Here is a 12,948-nt window from a genome sequence, read left to right as displayed (position 1 = left end):
TTGAATAAGTGTTGTGGCATTCAAAATTAGTAGTATCTTTGCATCCGCAATCACGAATTGCACAGTTCATTAAAACAATGAAGTAACCTAAATGGCCCGTTCGTCTATCGGCTAGGACGCCAGGTTTTCATCCTGGTAAGAGGGGTTCGATTCCCCTACGGGCTACAATTTTTTACAAAAGAAAAAACAAAATGGCAAATCATAAGTCAGCATTAAAGAGAATAAGAAGTAATGAAGCTAAGAGAGTGTTGAACAAATACCAACACAAAACTACACGTAATGCTATTAAAAAATTACGTGAGCTTACTGATAAGAAAGAAGCTGAGGCTTTATTTCCTCAAGTTGTTTCTATGTTAGATAAATTAGCTAAGAAAAACGTTATTCATGCTAACAAAGCTGCAAACCTTAAATCTGGTTTAGCTAAACATGTTGCTGCTTTATAAGATAAGCTTAAAAGAATTTGAAAAGCCTTTCTGAAAAGAAAGGCTTTTTTTTTGCTTCTAATTTTCTAAACACCAAAGTGTTTATAGCTCGTATAGTTTAAGTATAAACTTTATGGACTTAATTTATAGCCAATACTTGTCAACCTAAGAGATTAGTTTTTATTTTTAAACTTTAAAAACTATAAGCTAATGTACAAGCAATTTCTAGGCACGCTATTCGCAGTATTTTTTGTAATTCAAGTTAATGCTCAAGTATTTTCTGGGCAAGTTAAAGATAAAAATGGATCACCTATTCCTGATGTAGAAGTTTATGTCGTTGAGGATGATGAGACAATTAAAACTAATACTAAGGGGATTTGGAGTTACACAATCTCAAACAAGGATTTTAAGACATTAGTTTTTTTTAAAGAAGGGTATGCCTATGAACAATTAAATAAAATTAAACCATCTTCCAATATCAATACTACTTTAAGAGAACTTAAAAAGAGTTTAGCTACTTTAAGAGAAGAAGGTTATGTGAAAAATGGGTGTAGCTCTGTTAACATTCCAAATAATTCTGATTGGAATATAGATTTTGAAATTACAACACTTAAAGGAGACTTAGCTCCAGATAGTAAATACACACGCAGAGATCCTAGTGCGGTTATTAAAGTAGGTGATTTATACTATGTGTGGTATTCTTATAGCCTTACTTTTGATGATACTAAAACTGCGCCTTGGGATTTCAATGATTTGTATTACGCTGTGTCTAAAGACGGCATTACATGGGAGGAAAAGGGATTAGCTGTTGGTAGAGGAGAAGCAGGTAGTTATGACGCACGTTCTGTATTTACAACAGAGGTTTTGGTTAGTAATGGTAAGTATTATTTAGTTTATCAAGCTGCTGCAGATTTAGAAGGTATTAGAGGTAGAAATACTGTGGGAATGGCATATGCTGATAATCCTAATGGACCTTGGACAAAGTTAGCGCAACCGGTGCTTACACCAACCTATACTAAAAATGTGTTTTTTGATAATAAATCGGCTCATGATCCTTGTATTATTACATACAACAACAAGTTTTATTTGTATTACAAAGGTGAATGCGGTTGTATGGATAATGAGGGGTGTATAAAATGGTGTAATCCAGTTTGTGGTTTAAGAAAACAGGTTAAATGGGGTGTAGCTATTTCAGATTCACCAATAGGGCCTTATGTTAAATCAGAATTTAACCCAATTACAAATACAGGACATGAAGTTATGGTTTGGCCGTATGCAGATGGCGTTGCTATACTTCAACATCAGGACGGGCCTGAGCCTCTTTCTATTCAATATTCTAAAGACGGATTAAACTTTGAAATTAAGGGGAAAGTAACAGGTTTTCCAGAAGCGGCCGGTCTATATAGAACAAAAACATCTGATACGAATCCGCACAGTGGAGTGTCTTGGGGAATGGGGCATAAACTAAAATGGAATGCTGGACCAAAAGGTTGGATGTATATTTATCGTTTTGATAAAAAATAGCTTAAACCTTTTATGTATTAGTACTACAATCTGGTATTGATAATATTATTAAAAGCAGATCCAAAGGTATAAGATACACCTACAGATAACCCCATATCAAAATCTGTTGCAATTTGTTTTTGTTGTAAAAGTACATCTTCTATAGAGGCATCTCCTGCTGGTAGGTTAATTTGGTCTCTTATAAAAGCTAAATTACCTGAAAATCTAACAGAAAAGCCTTTAATTACTCTAATGGATGTACTACCGTTTATTTGAAGGCGGTTTTTAGAAAAGTCCCTTAGGAAGCTGGAAGCTCTAATTCTAGAGTATACATTACCCCATGGTTGTCTGTAGCGTACTTGCATATCTATAGAGTGATTAAAAATAGCTTCGTTATCTTCTCCAAAGATGGTAGTTTCAATGTAATCATTGTTAAAGAATCCTATTTTATAAGCAAATACTATTTCTCTTTTTAAGACTTCGCTATATGGAAATATATTGTATTCTATAGCTGGCGTAAAGCCCCAAGCAAAATCTATATTGGTATAGGTGTCGTGTCTTAAATTACCAAAAATACCTGTAGACCAGTGATCAGATAAACTACGTACTATGCTGGCCGCACCCCAGTAGCGTTCTCTTTCACTAGTGAATTCTTGATCGTTTCTAATAAATTTACTGGTAGTTTGACTTAGTTGAGCGTCTCCTCTTATTCGCCATTTTTCTGTAACATGATCACTCTCAAACCCTACTTTATATTCAAACTTTTTTCTACTGGATTCTTTGTCAAACTTACCTTGGCCGTATACCTCAAAAATCCAATGATGCCAAGGGTCTTTAATGTCCTTTTCTTCTAATTGTTTTGGTTTTCCTTTAATTTTATAGGTTACTCTTTCGGCTAAATCAGACTCTATAACATATTTTAATAATCCACGACCTATTCTCCATGTTAGTCTTTTTCTAACATCATCTGGGGTCATATTTGCGTTGGAATCAAAAGATAATGTATTGGTAATACCTTCAAAAGAAGAGTTACCAGTAAATTCTAATTTATAAGTTCTACCACCACTTCCGTTAGGTAAATCATAAATAAACAACATGACATTTGCTAAACCTTGATCACGTACATGATCTACATGTTTTATTTCTTGGCGTATATAGTTTTTGTCGCAATTACATTCTACAAACAATTTAATACTTTCTCTTTCTATTTTTTCTTGAGATTGAGAGAAAGTTATTAGTGGATAAATTAAAAAAAATAGGAATAAATGTTTAAGTAGGTTTGCCTGCATTGTACTGTTTTTAATAGTTGCCAAATATAAACTTAATAAGAGAATTAAAGAGGTCACTATAATTCAATTAATACTGTTTTTGCGCTTTTGCATACCTTTTAAGTGTTTTGCATATGCTTTGTATAACCTTTGCATAACCCGATAAAAATGAAAAAGTCCCAACACTAGTGTTGGGACTTTTTACTTAGTTAGTCTAGTTAGTAGAAAGCTATCCATTCATGGATATTAAAAACTCTTCATTGTTCCTTGTTTGTTTAAAGCGATCATTAATAAATTCCATAGCTTCAACAGGGTTCATATCTGCGAGGTACTTACGCATTACCCACATGCGTTGTATCGTATTATCATCTAATAAAAGATCGTCTCTACGCGTACTTGAAGATGTAAGATCTATAGCAGGGAAAATTCTACGGTTAGAAATTTTTCTGTCTAATTGTAGTTCCATATTACCAGTACCTTTAAACTCTTCAAAGATAACCTCGTCCATTTTAGAACCAGTTTCTGTAAGAGCGGTAGCTATAATCGTTAAAGACCCCCCGTTTTCAATATTTCTAGCAGCACCAAAGAAACGTTTTGGTCTATGTAAAGCGTTAGCGTCTACACCACCACTTAAAATTTTTCCAGATGCAGGTTGCACGGTATTGTAGGCTCTTGCTAAACGTGTAATAGAATCTAATAAGATGACTACATCGTGACCACATTCAACTAGGCGTTTTGCTTTTTCTAAAACAATATCAGCAATTTTTACGTGCTCATGCGCTTCTTTATCAAAAGTTGAGGCAATAACCTCACCACGAACGTTACGTTGCATATCGGTTACCTCTTCAGGACGTTCATCAATTAAAAGAATCATTTGGTAAACTTCAGGATGATTAGCAGCAATAGCATTTGCCACATCTTTTAGCAACATTGTTTTACCAGTTTTTGGTTGCGATACAATCATACCACGTTGCCCCTTACCAATAGGTGCAAATAAATCCATAATTCTAGTAGAAATAGTGCTCTGTTTCTCTGCAATATTGAATTTTTCCTTAGGAAATAACGGAGTTAAATGTTCAAAAGAAACACGATCTCTTACCACTTCTGGCTTTTGTCCGTTTATTTTGTTAACCTTAATTAAAGGGAAATATTTTTCTCCTTCTTTTGGAGGTCTTACGTTACCTAAAACAGTATCACCTTTCTTCAATCCAAATAAGCGAATTTGTGATTGTGATACATAGATATCATCTGGAGATGATAAATAGTTATAATCTGATGATCTTAAAAAACCATACCCGTCTTGCATAATATCCAAAACCCCTTCACTTTCTATAATAGCATCGAACTCAAAATCAGGCTCTCTGTAACGGTTTCTATTGTCTTTATTTCCGTTGTTTCCTTGATTTCCGTTTTTTTGGTTTTTATTGTGCTGGTTTTTGTTTTGGTTTTTATGTTGGTGGTGTTTTTGTTGATTGTTCTGCTTCTGCTGGTTATTTTGTCTTTGTTGGTTATTGTTTTCGTGCTTCTTTTCTTTTGGCTCTTGCTTTTGAGCAGGTGCAGTCTCTTCTTTTTCGCTTACAGGTTTCTCAGCAGTCTTTTCAGGAGCTTTTTCTTCTACTTTAGGAGTTTTCTCCGAGCTTGTATTTTTTTGTATACGTTGCCTCTGTCTTTTCGGTTTTGGTTTACTGTCTTCTTTTGCAGGTTTAGTCTCTGCTACAGAGCTTGGGTTGGCAGCTTGATGATCTAGAATTTGATATACTAAATCTAGTTTTTTTAAAGAACGATACTTAGGAATACTTAGTTCTTTTGCTATCTCTTGAAGTTCAGAGAGTTTTTTTGCCTTTAATTGGGAAATTTCAAACATTGACGTTTATAATTGTAATATATTTTTTTGGATGTAAAATTTGAGTAATTCTAAGAAATAATAATTTTTCTGGAGAATTAACCGCTTGTAACAGCGGTTGTTGAGAATTAATACTGCAATTATACAACTTTATTTTAATTTTTTACACTTATTTTTTAAAGAAACTATTATTTTTGCTGACCAAGATTAAGAATTTTACATGTTACAGAGAATTCAAACCGTTTATCTTTTACTAGCAGCAATTGTTTCTGGAGCCTTAATTTTTGTATTCAACTTATGGGCTACAACAGAAGGAACTTTGGTATTTGCTAAAGATTTAAATTATGTATTTGCAGGGTTTATTACATCTGCATTTTTCTCTTTGGTAGCAATATTTAGATTTAAAAACAGGAAGTCTCAATTTATGTTGGGACGTCTTAATATAATATTAAACTTTATTTTACTAGGATTTTTTGTGTATCAATTACTAATCGCACCTGGAGAGCATATTGATGCTTCTAAGAAGGGTGTTGGGGTTATTCTTCCTATCATTTCTATCGTATTTTTAGCTTTAGCTAATAAAGCCATTAAAAAGGATGAAGACCTTGTAAAATCTGTTGATCGATTGCGATAAAAACCTAATATCTTAGTAGTATTAGTGCGTAAGCCCAAGGTGAAGATCTTGGGCTTTTTTAATGAAATTTTATTTTGAAAAGCAAAAGTGTATTTAAAATAATTAGTTGAACTAAGCCTTACGCAATCAGGTACTCAGCCAACGCAACTAACGTTTGTTAAATTCTATGACCTCAAGGTTGTCAATTTTTTTACCGTCTATGGTAAACCGTAACATTGTACGTGTTTTATGAAAGCCATGTTTACCTGCCGCTCCTGGATTCATATGAATAAGATTCAACTTTTTATCAGGCATTACTTTTAAAATATGGGAATGTCCGCAGATAAACAATCGAGGTGGATTGCGCTTTATGTCTTCAGAAACACGAATATTATATTTTGGCGGATAACCTCCAATGTGTGTGATCCAAACATCAACTTCCTCACACATAAAACGGTTATGTTCTGGAAATTCTACTCTTACCTTTGCATCATCTATATTGCCATAAACCCCTTTTAATGGTTTTAATGCCTTAATAGCATCAGTTACTTCTAAACTACCGATATCTCCGGCATGCCAAACTTCATCAGCTTGTTTTACATATTTAATTATGTTCTTATCAATATAACTGTGGGTGTCTGATAGGAGGAGTATTTTTTTCATTTGTTAAATCACACTATGTGTGTTTTAATATTTAATTAAGATTTTGGTTTTAGGTAGAAAGTGAAAACTCTCTATCTTTGCTGTTTCAACAAATGTATAAAAACAGTTTGAGGTATTTTATAGAATTGTCTTATAACGGAAGTGCTTACCATGGTTGGCAAATTCAACCTAAAGACATTTCGGTACAAGAAGTCTTAGAAAAAGCATTATCTACAATATTAAAAGAAACTATTAGCATAGTTGGAGCAGGAAGAACAGATACTGGTGTTCATGCTTCTCAAATGTTTGCTCATTTTGATACTGGGATTAAGTTTGCAGAACAACAACTAACCTATAAGTTAAATTCTTTTTTGCCTAAAGATATTGCAATCCATAAGATATTTAAGGTACAACCCGAAGCCCATGCGCGTTTTGATGCGTTAAGCAGAACGTATTTATATAGGGTTTCTTTGAAAAAAAGTGTGTTTTCCTATAATAATGCACTTTATATGAAACAAGATTTAGATGTTGATTTAATGAAAGAGGCTTCAAAAATTTTATTCGATTATAGAGATTTTCAATGCTTTTCTAAAACAAATACCGATGTAAAAACGTATAATTGTTATATCATGGCGGCTAGCTGGTTCTTTAAGGATGATGAACTTCATTTTGTTGTTAAAGCAGATCGGTTTTTAAGAAATATGGTGAGAGCAATAGTTGGCACAATGATTAACATAGGTTTGGGTAAGATTGATGTTGAAGATTTACATCAAATAATTGCTTCTAAAAATAGAAGTGAAGCGGGATATTCAGTACCTGCTCATGCATTGTATTTAACAAAAGTAGAATATCCAGATAGTATTAAACTATATGACTAAGAAAAAGGAAAATATATTTGATTTTGTACTGTTTAAAAGACTATTTCAGTATATAAGGCCCTACAAATTTGTGTTTACGGGGTTATGTATTTTGGTTATTCTTTTAGCATTATTTAGTGCAATTACTCCGCGTTTAACTAAAGTGGCTATAGATACTGGGGTTTCGGCTAATGCACCTGAAACATTTTTGTATTATGTTGTATTAATGTTTGCTGTTTTAATTGGGCAGACTTTATTTCAACTTACTTTTATTTATTATGCTTCATGGTTAGGACAGAGTTTGGTAAAAGATATTCGTATTAAGCTTTTTAATCATCTTTTAAGGTTTAAAATGAAGTATTATGATAATTCCTCGGTAGGTGTCTTAATTACTAGGTCTGTTACAGACATGGAGCGTATTGCAGATATATTTGGCCAAGGATTATTTATGATATTTAGAGATGTACTTACCATGGCTGTTGTTTTTGGTTTTATGATGTTCTCTAATTGGAAGTTAAGCCTAATAGTTTTAGTAATGCTTCCTATTTTGTTATATGCCACAAGAGTTTTTCAAAAGTATATGAAAAGTGCTTTTGAGGAAGTAAGAACAGAAGTATCTAATTTAAACTCTTTTGTTCAGGAACGTATTACTGGAATGAAGATTTTACAATTGTTCTCTCGAGAGACAATTGAATACAAAAAGTTTAAGGAGATAAATGAACGTCATAAAAAAGGATGGTTAAAAACGGTTTGGTATAACTCTATTTTCTTTCCAATAGCTGATTTAGCGTCTTCTATTACAATTGGTTTAGTAGCTTGGTACGGAGGATTAAACGTAATTGTGGGCACCGTATCTCAAGGTACTTTGGTTGAGTTTATTATGTATATACCTATGTTGTTTAGACCGCTAAGGCAGATAGCAGATAAGTTTAACACCCTACAAATGGGTATGGTAGCTGCAACACGTGTTTTTAAAGTTTTAGATACAACTTCGCAAATAGATGATAACGGTACTACTGTTGCAAACCAGTTTAAGGGTAACATTGCATTTAATGAGGTATACTTTAATTATGTTGAAGACGAAGACGTTTTAAAAGGTATTTCTTTTAATGTAAATGCTGGAGAAACTATAGCAATTGTTGGTGCTACTGGAGCAGGTAAATCTACTATTATTAATTTATTGAATAGGTTTTACGAAATTAAAGATGGTGCAATTTTGGTTGATGATACCGATATTAGAGAGGTAACTTTGGCGTCTTTGAGAAAACAAATAGCTGTTGTGTTACAAGATGTGTTCTTGTTCGCCGACACGATTTTAAATAATATCACTTTAAATAATCCTGATATAACAGAAGAACAAGTGCATTTAGCTGCAAAAGAAATTGGTATTCATGATTTTATTTTAAGCTTACCAAACGGCTATCACTATAATGTTAAAGAGCGTGGTGTAATGTTGTCATCGGGACAAAGACAATTAATTTCTTTTTTAAGAGCCTATGTAACTAATCCAAGTATTTTGGTGTTAGATGAAGCAACATCTTCTGTAGATTCGTATTCAGAACAGTTAATTCAAAATGCTACCGATAAAATAACCAAAGGTAGAACGTCTATAGTTATAGCGCACCGTTTGGCTACAGTAAAAAAGGCAGATAAAATTATAGTAATGGATGCTGGTAACATTGTAGAGCAAGGTACGCACGAAGAACTCCTTAAAAAAGAAGATGGTTATTATAAAAATCTTTATGAAGTTCAGTTTTTAGAAGAAGAGGTGGCCTAATTAGGTTTTGGTGCAAAATCTGCAATAGAAATATCTCCACTTAAAAACAGCATTATAATGGTTAGAATGGAGATTCCCATGTATCCAAAAAAGAATATTAAAAGAAAAGTGGGAATACGCCACAATAACGAAGATAATTTGTACCTAGAGTTTTTATAAGCGGCATAGATACAAAATAGAATCATTGCAACTACAAAAAATAGAGCACCATTCATATATCCCTGAGGGTAAAATAGTAGTAAAACAACTGAATATATAGTTGTTATAATGCTAAAACTAGTAAGCGAATAGATTGCTGATACAATGTGTTCTGGATAGTTGTAACGCTTCTTGTTAAAGACTACATAACTGCCAAATGCTATTATGGGTATGTATAATAAATAAAGTAAGGAACTGTATTCCATTGTAGCAGACATAATTTTTTCTGTGCCCCCATTTGCACTAGTTTTTGCATAACTTATACTAGAAAAGTCTATGCTATCCCAAGCTACTTTTTTCATTAAAAAAATTACAAAACCAGAAGCCGTAAGTGAAATGGCTAACATGCTAACTGGATTTAAGTACTTTTTTCTTAAACCAGAAATATAACCACCACAAACGTCTTGCGGTTTAATAATCATGTGCCATAGTGTTTTAAGAAAAGTATTGTCCAGATTAAAATAACGCTCAAAGACATCATAAATTAAGCTTTTAGCTGTAATTCTTTTTCTAATAACTTTAGCACCACAATCTGGACAAAAACTATAATCGGTTCTTAAACTACTTCCGCAATTTTTACAATTCATTTTTTATCAACTCTTTTATAAAAATACTAAATAAGATTAATTTTTTTCTATAAACTAAGAGCAAGACTCACAGATTTTTTACTTTCTATCATTTGTTGTAAATCTCCATTTAAATACATGATTAGAAAATATATAGCTCCAAAAATAAGTGAGGCAACAACAAACAAAATGGCGAACATAAATAAAAAGAGTATCGTTTTTAGTATTAACGCCTTTGTACTTAAGTTGAAAAGACGCTTTAGTAAAAAACAATGGTAAAATAATGCAATAGGGTACATTATAGTACCGAAAGTAAGGTATAAGCTAGAATTTAACAATAGAACTATCAAGCCTATTACCCCAGAACATATTGAATATAAAGACATGCTATACATATACAATACTAAATGCTCAGTATAATTATAGCGTTTATTCAAAAATATAACCCATGATATCAGAGCAAAAGCAGGTATCATGGCCGAATAAATTAAGGAGGAGTAATCTAAAGAAAAATTACTAGAATCAGCCAAGATTTGTTGTGAGGTGGCATCAGAGTACATTTCTGAGTTACCAAAAATTGCACTGGCATCAAGAGACTCCTTATAGAACTTTCTAATTATAAATATAACAAACCCAGTAAGCGTAAGAGAAATACCGAAAAAACTTATGGGATTAATGTAGCGCTTCCTTACTCCACTTACATAGGAATCAATTACAGCTTCTGGTTTTCTAAGTAAGTGAGCTATGGTTGTGAAAAGTTTATTGTCATAATTAAAAAACGTTTCTCCAAGATGTTGAAGGAGGTTTTTAATGGTAAGTCTTTTTCTAATAACCTTAGCACCACATTTATTACAGTAATCACTTTCTAATAAAAGTTCATGGCCACAGTTTTTACAAGTCATTATACCAAGTCCTTTTTAATCATTCCAGTAAGTTGATTGGTATCTGAAAAAGCTACAAATTCACCATTCTTAAAATAAGAAATATGGCCTGTTTCTTCACTAACAGCAAGTGCTAAAGCATCTGTTTTTTCAGTAACCCCAATGGCAGCTCTATGTCTTAACCCAAAACGTTGCGGAATGTTTTTTTCGTTGTTAACAGGGAGAATTACTCGTGTAGCTTTTACAACATTATCGCTAACAATAATGGCGCCATCATGTAACGGACTATTCTTAAAAAATATACTTTCAATAATAGGTTGCGTAACCTGAATATTCATTTCATCACCAGAAGAGGTTAAGAAATCTAAGTTGTTATTACGCTCAAAAACTATTAATGCTCCCGTTTTGGACATTGACATTTTATTACAAGCCGAAATTATAGCTTCTACATCTGTGCTGTTAGCAGCCTCTGTCTTTAAGAATTTAACACGTTGAAGGAATTTAAACCTATTTCCAAAATTGGTAGAGCCCACCATGAGCAAGAACTTTCTTATTTCGGGCTGAAAAACTACAATTAAGGCAATGATTCCCACTTCTATAAAGCCTTTAAGTAAGCCATTTAGAAGCTGCATGTCTAAAAAACCGGTTAACTTGTAAGCACCATAAATAATAATGATACCAAGAAATATATTAATGGCAACTGTACCTTTTACAAGCTTGTATAAATAATATAATAAGAATGCCACAAGAATGACATCTAGGTAATCTATAAAACGAAGATTTAAAATGTCTTTAAAGATGTCCAATGGCGAATGGTTTTGGTAAATTTAAGAAAATAGAGTTAATTATATATAGATTCTTTATTAGAGATTTTAGCGTTTTTAATATCTGCTTTTGAAATTAATTCTTTGAAAGAAATATAGTCTTGAAAAAGCAAACTTGAATTGAAAACCAAGTAGATTCTGTTTTTAGATGAATCAATTTGTTTTAAACGATTGATTAATTCACTTTTAACTATTTTTTGAGAAGCAGAGTCTGATTCCATGTTTAGAATTCGGGCAATATTTGAAGAGTTGAAATTTATTGAGATCTGATTTTTTAATGACCTTAAATCTGATACTTTTGAGTAATTTTCATAATTGGAAAAAATTCCACCTTCAGTGTATTCTAAATTCGTAAACTCTAAAAAACCTAAATTATTTCGGCTTGTATCATGACAAGTGAAATAGTTCTTAGCATTTTCATTCTTATGGGCACCATTAGCCTTTTTTTCTTGTAAAAATTTAATATGCGGAATGGCTTGTTTTAAAGTCAGTCGTTTATCAACATTAACCAACCAATTGGTAGTACTGATTAGGTTCTTTCGGTTTAATTCCACACTATCCGGTTGGGTTTCGTTATAAAACAAATAAGCGGCCGATACATCCTGTATTTCGGCAATATCGGAGTGATTAATTTCAGGTAATTCTATTACTTTCTTATTACAAGAAAGAACGAGGAAGATTAAAAGTAATAAGGTTATTTTTTTCATAACAAATTAATGGCTTAACATTTTAAACAGCTTGATACATTCCATAGCTTCTTTAACATCATGTACTCTTAAAATGGAAGCACCTTTTTGTAAAGCTACTGTATTTAATGAAGTAGTTGCATTTAAAGCTCTGTCAGGCGTAGTTTCTAACAACTTATAAATCATAGATTTTCTGGAAACACCAATTAGCATTGGCTTTTCAATCATCTTTAAAAGCTCTAATTTGGCTAAGAGCTCATAATTTTGTTCCAGAGTTTTCGCAAATCCGAATCCAGGATCTATAACAATATCTGTAACACCAAAGGCGTAAGCCGCCGAAATACGTTCAGAAAAATAGAAAATTAAGTCTTTTACTAAATCGTCATATTCCGTTTGCTTTTGCATGGTTTGTGGCGTGCCACGCATATGCATCATGATATAAGGTACTTTTAGATTCGCTACAGTTTGGAGCATAGTATCATCCAATTTTCCGGCAGAAATATCATTAATTAAAGCCGCACCTTTTTCAATACATTGTTTGGCAACTTTGGCTCTAAAAGTGTCAACAGAAATCAAAGTTTCAGGAAAGTGCTCTAAAATAAGTGCAACAATAGGAACAATGCGCTTAAGTTCTTCATTTTCACTAACAAAATCTGCTCCAGGTCTGGAGCTATAGGCACCAATATCAATAAAAGTGGCACCTTCAGTTAGCATTTTTTCAACTTGATTTAAAATATTAGAGGGATCATTGTATTTGCCACCATCAAAAAAAGAATCTGGGGTAACATTTAAAATTCCCATAATTTTTGGCGATGATAAATCAATAAGTTTTCCTTTGCAATTAATGGTCATTTATACCGATTTGTAA

The 12,948-nt window shown here is 32.6% G+C and carries 13 protein-coding genes and 1 tRNA gene; 6 read left to right on the top strand and 8 right to left on the bottom strand.

The window, feature by feature from the left end; genetic code table 11:
* Positions 1–93: 93 nt before the first annotated feature.
* The 3 genes from FUA24_RS01780 to FUA24_RS01770 all read left to right on the top strand — a co-directional run bounded on the left by FUA24_RS01780 (position 94) and on the right by FUA24_RS01770 (position 1,946).
* A tRNA-Glu gene (locus FUA24_RS01780) sits at positions 94–165 on the top strand.
* Positions 166–191: 26 nt separating this feature from the next.
* Positions 192–443, top strand: a complete 252-nt coding sequence (rpsT, locus tag FUA24_RS01775; protein WP_148539792.1) for a 30S ribosomal protein S20 — start codon at positions 192–194, stop codon at positions 441–443.
* Positions 444–632: 189 nt separating this feature from the next.
* Entirely contained in the window at positions 633–1,946 is a 1,314-nt protein-coding gene (locus tag FUA24_RS01770; protein ID WP_148539791.1) for a family 43 glycosylhydrolase, read from the top strand.
* Positions 1,947–1,969: 23 nt separating this feature from the next.
* Here FUA24_RS01770 and FUA24_RS01765 read toward each other — a convergent pair whose 3' ends face one another.
* Entirely contained in the window at positions 1,970–3,214 is a 1,245-nt protein-coding gene (locus tag FUA24_RS01765) for a hypothetical protein (protein ID WP_148539790.1), read from the bottom strand.
* A 208-nt stretch (positions 3,215–3,422) separates the two neighbouring features.
* A complete protein-coding gene (gene rho, locus FUA24_RS01760) occupies positions 3,423–5,057 on the bottom strand; it encodes a transcription termination factor Rho (RefSeq protein WP_148539789.1) in 1,635 nt (544 codons plus the stop codon).
* 199 nt (positions 5,058–5,256) lie between these two features.
* Between rho and FUA24_RS01755 the strand changes: the two genes are divergently transcribed.
* Positions 5,257–5,670 carry a DUF4293 domain-containing protein gene (locus tag FUA24_RS01755; RefSeq protein WP_148539788.1) on the top strand — a complete coding sequence of 138 codons (414 nt, stop codon included), beginning with the start codon at positions 5,257–5,259 and terminating at the stop codon, positions 5,668–5,670.
* Positions 5,671–5,817: 147 nt separating this feature from the next.
* On the opposite strand, the gene FUA24_RS01750 is transcribed toward FUA24_RS01755, so the two are convergent.
* Positions 5,818–6,312, bottom strand: coding sequence for a metallophosphoesterase family protein (locus tag FUA24_RS01750; RefSeq protein WP_148539787.1), 495 nt, complete (start codon positions 6,310–6,312; stop codon positions 5,818–5,820).
* A gap of 107 nt (positions 6,313–6,419) precedes the next feature.
* Between FUA24_RS01750 and truA the strand changes: the two genes are divergently transcribed.
* Positions 6,420–7,169 carry a tRNA pseudouridine(38-40) synthase TruA gene (gene truA, locus FUA24_RS01745; RefSeq protein ID WP_187388131.1) on the top strand — a complete coding sequence of 250 codons (750 nt, stop codon included), beginning with the start codon at positions 6,420–6,422 and terminating at the stop codon, positions 7,167–7,169.
* A complete protein-coding gene (locus FUA24_RS01740) occupies positions 7,162–8,925 on the top strand; it encodes an ABC transporter ATP-binding protein (RefSeq protein WP_148539785.1) in 1,764 nt (587 codons plus the stop codon). The genes truA and FUA24_RS01740 overlap by 8 nt, the downstream gene beginning before the upstream one ends.
* On the opposite strand, the gene FUA24_RS01735 is transcribed toward FUA24_RS01740, so the two are convergent.
* From FUA24_RS01735 to folP, 5 genes are read right to left on the bottom strand one after another with little or no spacing between them, the layout of a single operon-like run.
* Positions 8,922–9,710 carry a DUF3667 domain-containing protein gene (locus tag FUA24_RS01735; protein WP_148539784.1) on the bottom strand — a complete coding sequence of 263 codons (789 nt, stop codon included), beginning with the start codon at positions 9,708–9,710 and terminating at the stop codon, positions 8,922–8,924. The genes FUA24_RS01740 and FUA24_RS01735 overlap by 4 nt on opposite strands.
* 47 nt (positions 9,711–9,757) lie before the next feature.
* Positions 9,758–10,591: a DUF3667 domain-containing protein gene (locus FUA24_RS01730; RefSeq protein WP_148539783.1), complete on the bottom strand. Its 834-nt coding sequence runs from the start codon at positions 10,589–10,591 to the stop codon at positions 9,758–9,760.
* Positions 10,591–11,376, bottom strand: coding sequence for a diadenylate cyclase (locus FUA24_RS01725; protein ID WP_148539782.1), 786 nt, complete (start codon positions 11,374–11,376; stop codon positions 10,591–10,593). The genes FUA24_RS01730 and FUA24_RS01725 overlap by 1 nt, the downstream gene beginning before the upstream one ends.
* A 35-nt stretch (positions 11,377–11,411) precedes the next feature.
* A complete protein-coding gene (locus FUA24_RS01720) occupies positions 11,412–12,101 on the bottom strand; it encodes a hypothetical protein (RefSeq protein ID WP_148539781.1) in 690 nt (229 codons plus the stop codon).
* A 6-nt stretch (positions 12,102–12,107) separates the two neighbouring features.
* The gene (gene folP, locus FUA24_RS01715) at positions 12,108–12,932 is read right to left on the bottom strand and encodes a dihydropteroate synthase (protein WP_148539780.1); all 825 of its coding nucleotides are present in this window, start codon (positions 12,930–12,932) and stop codon (positions 12,108–12,110) included.
* Between the last annotated feature and the right edge of the window lie 16 nt (positions 12,933–12,948).

The sequence above is a fragment of the Seonamhaeicola marinus genome, assembly GCF_008085455.1.
This window is presented reverse-complemented; position numbering and strand designations above follow the sequence as displayed.

Coding starts and splice junctions, on each gene's coding strand:
- FUA24_RS01770 (WP_148539791.1), top strand. CDS start 633: ATGTACAAGCAATTTCTAGGCACGCTATTCGCAGTATTTTTTGTAATT.
- FUA24_RS01750 (WP_148539787.1), bottom strand. CDS start 6,312: ATGAAAAAAATACTCCTCCTATCAGACACCCACAGTTATATTGATAAG.
- rpsT (WP_148539792.1), top strand. CDS start 192: ATGGCAAATCATAAGTCAGCATTAAAGAGAATAAGAAGTAATGAAGCT.
- FUA24_RS01755 (WP_148539788.1), top strand. CDS start 5,257: ATGTTACAGAGAATTCAAACCGTTTATCTTTTACTAGCAGCAATTGTT.
- folP (WP_148539780.1), bottom strand. CDS start 12,932: ATGACCATTAATTGCAAAGGAAAACTTATTGATTTATCATCGCCAAAA.
- FUA24_RS01740 (WP_148539785.1), top strand. CDS start 7,162: ATGACTAAGAAAAAGGAAAATATATTTGATTTTGTACTGTTTAAAAGA.
- FUA24_RS01720 (WP_148539781.1), bottom strand. CDS start 12,101: ATGAAAAAAATAACCTTATTACTTTTAATCTTCCTCGTTCTTTCTTGT.
- FUA24_RS01730 (WP_148539783.1), bottom strand. CDS start 10,591: ATGACTTGTAAAAACTGTGGCCATGAACTTTTATTAGAAAGTGATTAC.
- FUA24_RS01765 (WP_148539790.1), bottom strand. CDS start 3,214: ATGCAGGCAAACCTACTTAAACATTTATTCCTATTTTTTTTAATTTAT.
- FUA24_RS01735 (WP_148539784.1), bottom strand. CDS start 9,710: ATGAATTGTAAAAATTGCGGAAGTAGTTTAAGAACCGATTATAGTTTT.
- rho (WP_148539789.1), bottom strand. CDS start 5,057: ATGTTTGAAATTTCCCAATTAAAGGCAAAAAAACTCTCTGAACTTCAA.